The sequence below is a fragment of the Calyptranema fuscum S582 genome (assembly GCF_055793305.1).
In genome coordinates, this window is the sequence record NZ_JBSLYH010000014.1 from 39607 (window position 1) to 54524 (window position 14918).

Genomic DNA, 14918 nt, shown 5'->3' on the forward strand with positions numbered 1-14918 from the left:
TTATTAAATCCACGATCCCAAGACAAAAAACCTTAGTACAACTCTTCTTCTTGGTGGGTCAAGATGGTGCAGTTGGACTTAGGATATGCCACACAGGTCAAAACATATCCAGCTTCGATCTGATCATCATCCAAGAAGGATTGGTCGGATTGGTCAACCTCACCGTCCTTAATTTTGCCAGCACAGGTAGAACAAGCACCTGCACGGCAGGAATAGGGAAGATCAATTCCCTGCTCCTCAGCAGCGTCCAAAATATACTCATCATCGGGAACTTCGATGGTGGTATTTAGACCTTCAGCTTCGTTGATCAACGTAACTTTATAAGTTGCCATGTAGCGATCCTCTCAATAATTCGAAACGGCAATGTGACCTTACTGCTAGTAAACCTCACAGGTGCGTTGGAGTAAAACTCACTGAGCGAAACTAACCTTAGCAGATGCATAAAGCTAAAGAAACATAAGTCAGAACAAGTCTTGAAATTATGATGATTTAGCCTGCATCAGCTTCCATTCTAGATACTACGGGAAAATTCAAACCCTGCAACCTCAAATGTAGGGTTTGATGAATGGGATTCATAATGTGAGCACCCTATTTAAACTCGAATTACTTATACATGCCCGTGAGATAGTCGATTTCCTAGCATCTTTTTTGTCGAACATCAAGGGCTGCATCCCACTTTCCTGCAAATGAAACGTAGAATACAAAATTTCTGAACGATTGGCTAACTCTGCTATTTAGCCCTTAATTTAGGATGTTTGCGGCGATCGCCCAGATTAAGTTTAAGTTAAGCAATATCAGCGTTTAGATCTTCAAATACTTTTTCCACGATACAGTTTTAGAAATCACAAAATATCATTCTTAACTATCACTTTCATAAGTGGTTTTTATGAATACAATCTCTCGTTTTACACTGGCGAACCTGAAGCTCTTGCCAATACTCTCGTCAATATTCAGATGTAGAGATTCAGATGTAGGGTGACCAGACGTTAGACCTCAGAGGTTTTGCAAAACCTCCGAGGTCTCGGGGAGCGCGACAGAGATCTCAACCCTAAGGGGATGACCTTTTCTAGAAATCGCCTCAGACCTCTCTGCGATCTCGTGGCTTTGAGTTTCTGCATTATCCCCGAGAGAAAAATTTAGGATGAGAGGATGAATGTACTTCTCTATTTTTGCTGACCAACATGAGGCTCAACAGGAGGTTATGAGGATTTGAGATGAGTCATCCTGAAAATTGACTCTTTTGCTTTTCTAGCAAGGGTTTTGGCGATCGCAAGCAACCCATTTCCGCCCTTTCAGGGACTGCGATCGTAAACCTAAAGTAACAAAACTTATACTTTGTCTCAGTTTGGATCCCTTTGTCCTCTATGATCTCCTGTGTAATTCCTCAGGGGTAAGCGACACACTTCTTAATAGAGCCGTGTTAGGCACCCCAAACGTTTTAATCTAAGAAATTGAGCTGGCTGAACCTGAACCGTCGTCTGGGTTAATCCTCTACTCTAAGCTGCCCAAACCCAACCGAGCAGCTTGTCAATGTTTACCTGATGGCACTCCGGTCGAGTCTTACGCGATCACAAATAAGGCAATCACTATTAGAAGGGAGCTTTTGAAATCCAATGAGTGTTAAGGCAAGTGGTGGAAGCTCTGTTGCACGTCCGCAGCTATACCAAACCCTACCAGTCTCCACTATTTCTCAGGCAGAACAACAAGATCGATTCCTGGGGCGAGGCGAACTGAGTGAACTCTCCAGCTACTTTAGTTCTGGTCTCAAGCGTTTGGAGATTGCAGAGACTCTTACAAAAAACTCAGAACTCATCGTCTCCCGTGCTGCCAACCGTATCTTTGTCGGTGGTTCTCCTATGGCTTTTCTGGAAAAGCCTATGGAAGAAGCCCCCGTACAAGTGTCGATGGGTGGTGTTGAAGTCGATACCCGAGAATCAATGAAACTCGGTACCGCTACCTACGTGTCCAGCAGCGGCGGGTTCTTTGAAGGCATTCGTTCTCTTTTTAGTGCCTCTGGTGGAGGACCGGCACCTGTTGGGTTCCGTCCTATCAACGTGGCTCGTTACGGTCCGAGCAATATGCAAAAGTCGTTACGCGACTTGAGCTGGTTTTTACGCTATGTGACCTATGCAATTGTGGCGGGCGATCCCAACATTATTGCTGTTAATACTCGTGGGCTACGAGAAATTATTGAGAATGCATGCTCTGGCGAAGCCACCATCGTTGCTTTGCTAGAAATGCGGGTTGCAGCCCTCAGCTATTTCCGCAAAGACGAAGCGGCTGCAGTCATCGTAGATGAATATTTCAACGTCTTACTGACCGAATTTAGAGCGCCCACACCTTCTAATAAACTCAGACAGCGTCAGTCTCCCGACCTGCAAGGCTTACAACTGCCACAAATCTATTTCAGTGCCGCTGAGCGCAGACCCAAGTTTGTCATGAAACCAGGTCTGTCTAGTGCCGAGAAAAATGATGTGGTCAAAGCCGCATACCGTCAGGTATTTGAGCGAGACATTACTCGGGCATACTCTTTGGGAATCTCTGATTTAGAATCCAAAGTTAAGAACGGTGAGATCTCCGTTCGAGAATTTATTCGCCGTTTGGCAAAATCTCCCCTTTACCGCAAAAACTTCTTTGAGCCTTACATCAACAGTCGGGCACTGGAACTGGCATTCCGTCACGTTTTGGGTCGGGGTCCGAGTTCTCGTGAAGAAGTTCAAAAGTATTTCTCCATCGTCTCTAGCGGCGGTTTGTCAGCATTAATCGATGCCTTGGTGAACTCCCAAGAGTATTCAGATTACTTCGGAGAAGAAACCGTCCCCTATCTACGCGGCTTGGGTCAAGAAGCTCAAGAATGCCGTAACTGGGGTCCGCAACAAGACCTGTTCAAATACAGCGCTCCGTTCCGTAAGACCCCGCAATTCATTACCACGTTTGCGAGCTACGAACAACCGCTACCCGATCAACATCCTTACGGGTCGGGCAACGATCCTCTAGAAATTCAATTTGGTGCGATCTTCCCGAAAGAAAGACGCAACGCCAGTGCGACCCCTGCTTTCTTTGGCAAAGACACCCGTCGTATTTTGATCAACCTGGGGCCTGCCACAAACAACCAATTGAGCAATCCCGGTGCTCGTGGAGTCGCTCCTGGAAGCTTAGGACCGAGGGTGTTTAAGCTGGATCAGCTGCCAACCTTTACGGGCTTGCCTTCAACGGGTATCTCGTTTATGTCGAGCAGCCGTACCAAAACATCCACCAAGGGAATTAGCGTCAAGTTCTCAGAAAGCTCGACCCAAGCGGTTATTCGGGCTATCTATCTGCAAGTCTTGGGTCGGATGCCCTTTGACGGGCAACGGCTCAGTGTTCCTGAGATTAAGCTAGAGAATGGCGAGATCACCGTTCGCGAGTTTGTGCGGGCGCTGGCTAAGTCTGATACCTTCCGCAAGATGTATTGGACACCGCTGTATGTCGTCAAGGCTGTGGAATATATCCATCGCCGCCTCTTGGGTCGTCCTACCTACGGGCGTCAAGAGAACAACAAATACTTTGATATTTGTGCCAAGAAGGGCTTCTACGCGCTGATCGATGCCATGCTCGATAGCGATGAGTATAGCCAGACCTTCGGCGAAGATACTGTTCCCTATGAGCGTTATGTGACTCCTGCTGGTTTGTCGATGCGGGCAAATCGTGCTGGTAGCATCAACGACAAGGGGATGCTGAAGTCTCAGAAAGAAGAGACGGTTCGGTTTGTTGAGCTGGGTGCTGTTACAGAAATCCGCACTGAGCCCGATGTTCAGTTCCGGATCAATCAAGGCGTTTCTAAGAAACGTCAGCAGACAAAAGTCTTCAAACTCACCAGTGCTCAAGATAAGGTGCAGTTGCTGAATGTGGTGGGTGCAGCTTATCGTCAAATCTTCGAACGGGATATTGCGCCATACATTATCAAGAATGAGTTTTCCATTTTGGAAAGCAAACTTGGCAATGAAGAGATCAATGTCAAGGAGTTTATCGAAGGGCTGGGAACCTCTAGTCTGTACATCCGCGAGTTCTATACTCCCTATCCCAACACCAAGGTGATTGAGCTAGGAACGAAGCATTTCTTAGGTCGTGCGCCTCTGGATCAAGCTGAGATTCGCAAGTATAACCAAATTCTGGCGACTCAAGGCTTGAAGGGCTTCATTTCTGCCATGGTGAGCACGAAGGAGTACATGGAGGCGTTTGGTGAAGACACGGTTCCTTACAACCGTTATCTCACCTTGCCTGCGGCTAATTACCCCAACAGCCAGCGGCTTTACAACACCCTGACCAAGCAAAACAAAGATCTGGTTGTTCCTAGCTTCGAGACTGCACAATCTCGAATTGACATCTCTAAGTCTCCGTTGATGAGTGCAGCTCTGTCGGCAAACGGTGGGTCTAGCACCAAGTCGTTTGTTGAGTTAGGTCGTTCTTTTACGCCCAGCGATTTCCAAGCGGCTGAGGTCGGTGCTGTTCGGTCTAAGCCTGCACGGATTGTCCGGATGAGCCCCGGCATGACAGCAACGGACATCGCTCCAGTAGTGGATGCTATCTACTGTCAGGTGATGGATGTATTCAATGGTGACGTTCCCAGCGAATTTCGTCAGCCTGCTCTAGAGCATCAGCTTCATACCGGAACGATCTCGGTTCGGGAATTTGTTTGTGCTTTAGCAAGCTCTGAAGCATATCGCCAACGGTTCTGCGTATCTTACCCCAGTGCCAAGGTGGTTGAGTTCTTGTTCCGGCAGTTACTCGGACGGACGCCTGCAAATCAAGCCGAAATCCGTCAGTATGAGGAGCTGTTGACCACGTCAGGATTAGCAGCCGTTGTCTCGGCAATTGTTGAGAGTGCTGAATATGAGCGCTATTTTGGAGCCGATGTGGTGCCTTACCAACGCTCCTCTATGCTCCCCGGCAGACTCTACTAAATAGAGAGGATCGCGATCGCCCTTTAGGTTTACCTTCACCTCAAAGGCGATCGCCCAGTTCAACTGATTGAAGCGGCGGTGCTATCAGCATCGCCGTTTTTTAATAAGCTTATGCTCATCGCGCTATGTACTCATATGGCAACCGTCGAGTTAAATCAGGCTGAGAGAGCCGCGCAGAGCGCGGCTCTCTCAGCTTGATATTTCAAGGGAATCGGTCATGCAAAAAGCGGCGCAGAGCGCCGCTTTTTTGCATTAGTTCTGAGCGCGTGAGACTGATTACTCTACGCGACCAGGATGAAGGCACTCGACAGCAGTGAGGAAGGTACCGTGCTTCCGGCAGTCTGATCAGTGCCATCAATAAACAACTTAGCAAAGGCTCCGCCCAATCCGGCAGCCGTGGCAAACCCTGCTGCACTACCATTTTGGTTATAGAACAATTGCCCGGATTGACTGCTGTAGACAATAAACGCCGAACTGGATTCGGCAGCCGCATCAGTTGCAACCGACGCAAAGGTTGTACCAAATGTAGCCGTACTAAAGGGGGCTAGTTCAGTAAACACAGATTGACTCAAGACAATCTTATCGGCTGATTCAAAGCCTCTAATTTCATCCAGCCCGATGTTCGAGAAACTAATGCCCGCTTCGTAGGTAAAGCGATCGCTTGTGCCATTGAGATTGCCGACAAGTGTATCGTTTCCGGCACCACCAACCAGAATGTCAGAGCCGCCACTGATAACGCCACCCCCAATCAACAGGTCATTGCCAACCAACCCTCGTAAGGTGTTATTGGCAGCATTGCCTCGAATCGTATTGTCTAACCCATTGCCTGTACCATCAATGTTGCTGCTTCCGGTTAGCGTCAGGTTTTCAATATTATCGACCAGACTATAGGTGGCGATCGCTTCTACGGTATCAATGCCTGCGTTGGGATCTTCGATGATGACATCCGTGATGCTATCGACTACATAGGTGTCATCGCCAAGACCACCCGTCATATTGTCATCACCAGCATCACCGTTGAGGCGATCGTTACCCGAACCGCCGTTTAAGATGTCGTTTTCGGTACCTCCATTGAGGCGATCGTTACCGATGCCCCCATTCAAGGTATCAATGCCACCGCCACCATTCAACTCATTTTGCCCGTCATTGCCAATGATGATGTTGTTGGCACTGTTACCATCGCCGTTAATGATAGCGGTGCCACCTTCCAGGGTGAGATTTTCTACCCCCTCTGGCAGAGTAAAGGACACAGTAGAACGGACTAAATCGGCATTGCCACTTCCGCCCGTCAATTCATCAACCACATCAAATCCACTATCGACAAAGTAGGTATCGTTTCCGGCACCCCCAATCAAGACATCATTGCCAGCCAGACCATCCAGGCTATTGGCATTCGAGTTGCCTGTAATGGTGTTGGCTAACGTGTTGCCGACCCCTGCGATCGCCCCACTACCCTCGGTCAAAATCAAGTTTTCAACATTGGTTCCCAGGGTAAACGAGTCGCTACTGGAGATCACGGTGTCAATGCCGGTGCTTCCCGTTTCATCTACCGTATCTGCGGTGGCATCGACAATGTAGGTATCATCCCCATCACCACCAACCAGGCGATCGCCATTCGTTCCACCATCCAGGACGTTATTGCCACTGTTACCCGTCATTGTGTTGCTCAGGTTATTACCCGTGCCGTTGATATCGTCAGTGCCACTCAGGGTCAGGTTCTCAATATTGGCTCCCAATGTGACCGTGAGAGCCGTCGAGATCACCAAATCAGTTCCCTGGCTGGCAGCTTCGCTGGTTTGATCACTCAAACTATCCACAAAGTAGGTATCATCGCCCGCACCACCATTCATGGTGTCGTTCCCCACCCCGCCATTGAGGGAATCGTTGCCATCACCACCGCTTAAGGTGTCGTTGCCCGCGCCCCCACTCAACAGGTTATTGCTGGCATTGCCCACGATACTGTTATCCAGACCGTTACCTGTACCGACTAACGCGGTACCCAGAAGGATCAGATTTTCCAGATTTTCGCGACCGGGTTGACTCAGGTCAAAATCAATAAAGGAGTTAACGGTGTCGATGCCACTGTCGATGCCTTCTGTAATAGAGTCGCCCGCATCATCAACCGAGTAGGTGTCATCCCCCGCACCCCCACTCATACTGTCGCTGCCTGCCCCACCCGTTAACGTATCATTGCCACCGGCACCGATGAGGGTGTCACTCCCTTGCCCACCCGTGAGAACGTTATTGCTGTCATTGCCGGTGAGGGAATTGTCCAGAGCGTTGCCGGTACCCGTAATGGCAGTGCCTGTCAAAATCAAGTTTTCGACGGCTTCTAGCCCCGCCAGACTCAGATCGAAATTAATGCTGGATTCGACCGTATCTATGCCATTGCCAGTTTCTTGAACCACATCGGTGCTGATGTTCACCACATAGGTGTCGTTGCCATCGCCCCCGACCATGGTGTCATTCCCTACACCCCCTTCCAGGCGATCGTTCCCCGCTTGCCCATCCAGGTAATCATTGCCCTCGGCACCACTTAAAACGTTGTTGTTGCTATTGCCAGTGATAGTGTTGTTGTTGGCATTACCGATTCCAGTCACCGCACCATTGGTGAGGATGAGATTTTCGATCGCCGCCAGAGCCGTCAGGTCAAAGTCAATGCTTGACTCAATCGTATCGATGCCATCGCTGGGTGTGCCTTCGTCAACGGCATCTCCAATGTTATCAACCACATAGGTATCATTCCCCGTGCCGCCGCTCATGTAGTCGCTGCCCGTACCCCCATCTAGCCGATCATTTCCAGCCTGACCCACCAGCGCATCGTTTCCGGCACCACCCGACAGGATGTTATCGGATTCATTGCCAGAAATCGTGTTGTTGCTGCCATTGCCTGTCCCGTTAATCGAACCGGCACCCGACAGTAAAACAAGTGCCTCTAGATTGCTACCTAAGGTATAGCTGACGCTGGCAATAACGGTATCAACTCCGCTGGTGCTGGTTTCTCCCTGAATCACATCCCCAACACTATCAACGTAATAGCCATCATTGCCCAAACCACCCTGGAGCACGTCATCGCCTGCTCCCCCGTTGAGTTGGTCGTTTCCGCCATTACCGATCAGCGTATCGTTGCCCGCACGACCTAAGAGAATGTTGTCACTCTCGTTGCCCGTGACCGTATTCACGTTCGCATTACCGATCCCCGTAATGGCTGTGCCGGTAAGCAGGAGGTTCTCAATGTTTTCTAAACCGGGCTGGCTGAGATCGTAGTCGATGCTCGACTCGACGGTATCTGCCGTTCCGCCAGCGGGATCAGTTTCCTGCACCGTATCATCAATACTATCGACCACGTAGGTGTCGTTTCCGGCACCCCCAACCATTGCATCGTCGCCCGTGCCACCATCCAGGCGATCGCTGCCGCCCAAGCCTTCTAGATAATCGTTGCCAACACCGCCACTGAGGATATTGTTGCTGCCATTCCCCAGGATGCTGTTATCTAGCGCATTGCCGATGCCCGTAATCGCTGTGCCAATGCTCAGGTCTAAGTTTTCGACGTTGATATAGGCAGGCAAACTCAGATCAAAATTGATGCTGGAGCGGATGGTATCAATCCCCGTTCCCGTTTCAGTGACTGTATCAGTGCTGGTATCAACAACGTAGGTATCATTGCCATCACCGCCGGTCATACTATCGGTGCCGGTGCCGCCATCGAGCAAGTCATTGCCACCCAAGCCAATTAACTGGTCATTGCCAGCTCCCCCGCTCAGGGTATTGTCGTTATCATTGCCTGTAATCGTGTTGGCTAAGGCATTTCCGGTTCCAGTTGCCGCAGGAGCCAGAAGAACCAAATTTTCGACATTAGCCGTCGTACTTAAATCAAAGTCAATCGTAGACTCGACCGTATCAATGCCATCCGCAGGGTTGGTTTCCGTAACCACATCACCCGGTGCATCAACGACATAGGTATCGTTGCCCACACCACCCGACATGGCATCATTGCCTACGCCACCATCGAGGCGATCGTTGCCTGACCCACCAGACAAATTATCATTACCGTCACCGCCACTTAAGACGTTATCGACGCTGTTACCGACCAGGGTATTGTTGCCGGTGTTGCCGATTCCGGTAACCGCCGTACCTGTCAATGTCAGATTTTCGACATCATTCAGAGGTGTCAAATCAAAGTCGATGCTGGACTCAATCGTATCGATGCCTGTGGAACCTGTCTCGTTGACCAGGTCGCCAATGTTATCCACTACATAGGTGTCGTTATTATTGCCACCCGTCATAATATCGGCACCGGCACCTCCATCGAGACGATCATTGCCGTCATTACCGAGCAGCACATCATCGCCCAGTCCCCCTGACAGGGTGTTGTCAATATTGTTGCCAATAATCGTGTTGTTGCTGGCATTGCCCGTACCCAGGGTGGCAGTCCCTGTCAACGTCAGGTTTTCGATGTTGACGTACAGCGGATCACTCAAATCAAAGTTAATACCCGACTCAATCGTATCAATGCCCGTTGAAGTGGACTCGTCTACCGCATCGCCGCTGACATCAACAACATAGGTATCATTGCCATCCCCACCGATCATGACATCGCTACCCAGACCCCCATCAAGGCGATCGTTACCCCCATTGCCGATCAGAGCATCGTCGCCATCACCACCATTGAGAACATTGTTACCCTCGTTCCCCGTGATCGTGTTATTCCCGGCATTGCCTGTACCAGTAATGGCGCTACCTGTCAGGGTTAAGTTTTCAATCGCCGTTAGAGCCGAGAGATCGAAGTTGATACTGGCTTCGACGGTGTCAATGCCTGTAGAGCCGCCTTCGTCAACCACATCGTTGATGTTATCGACGACGTACGTATCGTTGCCGTTGCCGCCCAACATGGTGTCGTTGCCACTGCCACCATCCAGGCGATCGTTGCCATCTCCCCCTTCTAACCTGTCGTTACCGACGAAACCGCTGAGAGTGTTGTTGTTGCCGTTGCCAATAATCGTGTTCGCCAGATCATTGCCTAAGCCATCGGTTGCACCGCCCACCAGGGTCAGGTTTTCCAGATTGGCACCCAAGCTGTAGCTGACACCAGACTGCACCGTGTCGATGCCACCTAATGAACTGATTTCTTGAACGGTGTCACCCGCACTATCCACAATGTATGTGTCGTTACCGTCACCGCCGATCAGCGAGTCATCGCCCGTACCACCATCCAGGAAGTCAGCACCCCCTGCACCATTGAGGCTATCGTTACCCCCTGCGCCACTGATCGTATTGTTACTATCGTTGCCCAGAATAATATTAGCAAGGCTATTACCCGTGCCGTTGATGGCACCCCCAGCCGATGACAGAGTCAGATTTTCAAGATTGGTGCCCAAACTATAGGTAATGTTAGAAACGACCGTATCGGTGCCGGTGCCGGTGGTTTCATCGACGATATCACCCACGCTATCGACAAAATAGGTGTCATCGCCGTCGCCACCCACCATCGTGTCATCGCCCGTACCGCCATCCAGGCGATCGCTACCGCCATTGCCAATCAGAGTATCGTTGCCGCTACCACCGCTGAGGTTGTTATTGCTGGCGTTGCCTGAAATCGTGTTGTTACTGCCATTGCCGACACCCGTAATCGCCGTACCTGTCAGGGTCAGATTTTCGATATCTGGCAATGTGGATAGATCGAAATTAATGCTGGATTCAACGGTGTCAATCCCCGTCGATCCGGCTTCATTGACGACATCTGTGGCGCTATCGACTACGTAAGTATCGTTGCCATTGCCGCCAAACAGGTTGTCATTGCCGGTGCCACCATCCAGGCGATCGTTGCCGTCGCCGCCAATCAGTAGATCATCTCCTGCCAACCCACTGATACTGTTATTGCCGTCATTGCCTGTGATCGTGTTGTTTTGGCTATTGCCCGTGCCATTAATATTCCCGGCACCAAAAACAAGGGTGAGATTTTCGACGTTGGCTCCCAGGGTAAAACTCACCCTGGAATTTACCAGATCCGTGCCTTCTGCACTATTCTCAATGACAACATCGCCAACTGCATCTACTTCATAGGTGTCATTCCCTGCGCCACCTTGCAGAGTATCGATCCCCGTACCCCCGTCGATCAGGTTATTGCCTTCGTTGCCCGTAATGGTGTTGCTCAGGGAATTGCCGGTGCCATTAATGTTACCAGCACCCTCTGCCAGGATCAGATTTTCGACATTGGCACTGAGGCTGTAGGTAAGGCTGGCAGTCACGGTGTCAGTGCCCTGGCTTGCCAGTTCTGTAACCGTATCACTGGCACTATCTACCACATAACTATCATTGCCCGTGCCGCCGGTCATGGCATCGGCATCGGCACCCCCATCCAGAAAATCGTTACCTGCACCGCCAATTAAGGTATCAGTTCCGGTATTCCCCTCTAGTCGGTCATTGCCACTGCCACCATTGAGAATGTTATTGCCAGAATTACCGATGATCGTGTTATCACCCGTGCTGCCGGTAGCATTGATATTGGTCGTGCCCTGAAGGGTGAGAACTTCAACATTTTCCCCAATGGTGAAGGTAGTTCCGGCTACACCCGTGGCAAAGATGACATCTGTACCCTGTCCAGCCGTTTCAATGGCGCGATCGTTGGCATTATCAAAGAAATAGGTATCATCCCCTGTACCACCCGACAGAGTATCAGCACCGCCACTGCCATCCAGGGTGTCATTGCCGCCCCCACCATTTAATGTGTTGTTGCTGATATTGCCGAAGATAGTATTATTGAGCGCATTTCCCGTACCATTAATTCCGGCGGTTCCAGTTAGCGTTAAATTCTCAACATTGGCACCATTGGTATTGAGGTCAAATGACACGGAAGCATTCACGGTATCGGTGCCTTCACCAGCTGCTTCACTCACCAGGTCGCTAATGCTATCAACGGTATAGGTGTCAGCTCCAGCACCACCCGCCATCGTATCGATGCCCGTGCCGCCGTTCAGGACATCATCTCCTGCATTGCCAATCAGAGTATCATTTCCGGCAAGACCCGACAGCGTATTATTAGCACCATTGCCACTAATAGTGTTGGTCAGACTATTTCCGGTGCCATTAATCGCAGCAACACCATTTAAGGTGAGGTTCTCAATATTGGCAGCAAGGGTAACGGTCTGGGTAGACAGAACAGTATCCGTTCCGCCCCCAGCATCTTCTGTAATCGTATCGGTTGAGTCGGTGATGGTGTAGGTGTCGTTGCCCACACCGCCAATTAAAGAATCAAGTCCTAAGCCACCATCAAGGAAGTCGTTCCCGGCACCCCCAATCAGGGTGTCATCGCCTGCGCCCCCGCCCAACAGGTTATCGCCACCATTGCCCGTAATAATGTTGTTGAGGTCGTTCCCTGAGGCGATCGCATTCGCAGTGCCCAAGAGACTGAGATTCTCTAGATTGGTTCCTAAGCTGTAAACCGTCAGGCTGGTGCGAACGGTATCAACCCCTTCATTAAAGTTTTCGACCAGCAGATCCGCCGCATTATCTACCACATAGGTATCGTTACCGGAACCGCCGGTCATACTATCGATACCCGTGCCACCGTCGATCAAGTCATTGCCCGCATCGCCAGAGAGAATATTGCTACCCGTGTTACCGTAGATAACATTGCTCGCGGTATTGCCAAAGCCATTAATGTTGGCAGTTCCAGACAAAAACAAGTTTTCAACGTTGGCACCCAGGCTAAAACTGACCGACGAACTAACACTATCACTTCCTCCGGCTGCCGCTTCAGTGACGCGATCGCTAGCATTATCCACGACGTAGGTATCATTGCCAGATCCCCCGGTCATGCTGTCGGCACCCGTGCCCCCGTTGATGGCATCATTCCCGTTGCCACCATTGAGCGTGTCATTTCCGGCACTACCGATCAGGGCATCATCGCCATCACCACCACTTAGAACGTTATTGCCAGTGTTTCCCGTCATCGTGTTGATAGACGCGTTGCCAACACTATTCAGGTTCGCAGTGCCCGTTAAAACAATATTTTCAATATTGGCAGCTAGGTTAAAACTTACGCTGGCTGTAACAGTGTCGGTTCCCTCATTGAGATTTTCAACAACAACATCACCCGCGTTATCAACGGTATAAGAGTCATTTCCGGCACCGCCTAAGAGACTATCGGCACCTGTGCCCCCATCCAGTGCGTCATTGCCTGCATTTCCCTGCAAGGCATCGGTTCCGTCGCTTCCTTGCAAGACATCATTACCATCGCCGCCCGACAGACTATCGTTGCCTGTGCCTCCATCCAGCGAGTCATTCCCTGTGCCTCCTTGCAACGAGTCATTCCCCGCGTCGCCTTGCACGGAGTCATCGCCTGCACCACCATCGGCAGTATCGTTGCCGTTACCCCCATTGAGCGTATCATTGCCATTGCCGCCGTCGAGCGTATCGTTACCGCCCAAACCATTAAGGGTGTTGTTCCCTGTATTGCCAGTAATGTCATTGGCTAGGGAATTGCCTGTCCCGTTGATGTTGTTGCTGCCTGTCAAGGAAAGATTTTCTACATTGGCAGGCAACGTGAACGATACGGACGAGAACACCGTATCCGTTCCTTGATTGGCACGCTCTGTAATCGTCTCGGTAGCAAGATTGACCGTAAAGGAGTCGTTGCCCGTACCGCCAATGAACGTATCTCTACCCGTGCCACCGTCTAAATCGTCGTTGCCAGCGCCACCATCTAATTCATCATTACCACCCAAACCAAAGAGGGTGTCACTACCTGCTAACCCAAAAATGGAGTCTGCCGCACTTGTTCCTCTGAGCCGATTATTACTGGAATCACCTGTAATTTCTGCCATGACTAGTTATCCCCGATCAATCTAGATATTTGACAAAAAATGTTCAAAATTTGCGCGAAATTTCGACGAAGCCAGAAGTTGTGGCTGTCAGAGGAGTATTTATTCAAACAAATCTTCTCGTGACGAGAGAATGCTTCAAATTTTAATACACATCATTAGAAATGTTACCTAAACGTACTGAGAATTCATTAGGAAAACCCTTAAATTTAGGATGTTTTTTGGATTTCATGGAAGCGGCAAGATAAATTCAGGTCGTCATTCAGACCTGAATTTCTAACCTATTTTTTGCGGACGATCTTGAGTGTCTCGCCGACGCGAAACTGCAAGACTGAGATTTCTAAATTGCAAACGTCAGACCCCTGATTAAGGTATCTCTGACTATCATTCTCAGGCATCAGGTTTAAGGTTCGGGTAATGGTATTCGTGGAATGATTTTTTGTTGTGCGGGCGACGCCCGCGCAACAAAAAATCATTACTTTTTTAGGATTACCAAGGTTTGAATTCGTGATCTCCTTTGTTTTTTGATCAGTAGAGATTTTGAAGATTTCATTAACCCAATCTCGTTTGGAGATTAGCTTACCCACAAGATTCTATGTAACTTACACAGCAAGGCTATTAATACGTAACAAAGATATAGAAGAGTCAATCCTGGCAGGGGGAGAGTTTTTTAGAGAAATGCTCTTTTGCCTACGTCAGTAACCTCTGGGAAAGATCGGCTCCGTGCTGTGATAAAAGTACGTTAGTTTTTTAGTCTTCGATTATCACCTGAAGATTCGGTTAGTTGCCGGGTTTAAGACACTGGCTGAAGAGTTAAATCTGTTACCCTGGGCAGTCATCCTTTGAAGCGATCGCCTTCTAGTTAAGCCGTCGTAAAATGCATATTTGCTAACGTTGCATTTTGTTTTTAAATTTGAAGAAATTCTCAAGCTTCTCAAAACAAACTACCAGAAAAATCTTTGCCCAGATTTTGATTAGTCAACTGGATAGTTCGCCTGGACATACCCGAAAGCCATGACAATCTAAGCCCTATCGAAATACTCCAGACGAGATCACTTTTAGAGTAGTTCACACTGGGCAAATTGACGAATTAAAAGGGGTGATCAACCCCATTTTTTTATCAGGGGAAAGCAGAGCTTTCCCCTGATAAAAA

At 49.5% G+C, this 14918-nt stretch carries 3 protein-coding genes; 1 reads left to right on the forward strand and 2 read right to left on the reverse strand.

The genetic code is table 11. The features are described from left to right. Positions 1 to 32: 32 nt before the first annotated feature. Complete coding sequence (locus ACR6Z4_RS11660) at positions 33 to 332, reverse strand: ferredoxin (RefSeq protein ID WP_479717440.1); 300 nt, start codon at positions 330 to 332, stop codon at positions 33 to 35. Between the two features lie 1281 nt (positions 333 to 1613). Between ACR6Z4_RS11660 and ACR6Z4_RS11665 the strand changes: the two genes are divergently transcribed. After that, positions 1614 to 4943, forward strand: a complete 3330-nt coding sequence (locus tag ACR6Z4_RS11665) for a phycobilisome rod-core linker polypeptide (RefSeq protein ID WP_479717441.1) — start codon at positions 1614 to 1616, stop codon at positions 4941 to 4943. Between the two features lie 281 nt (positions 4944 to 5224). Here the strand turns inward: ACR6Z4_RS11665 and ACR6Z4_RS11670 are convergent, their stop codons facing one another. Further along, on the reverse strand, positions 5225 to 13768 hold the full coding sequence (locus tag ACR6Z4_RS11670; protein ID WP_479717442.1) for a beta strand repeat-containing protein: 8544 nt from the start codon (positions 13766 to 13768) through the stop codon (positions 5225 to 5227). Between the last annotated feature and the right edge of the window lie 1150 nt (positions 13769 to 14918).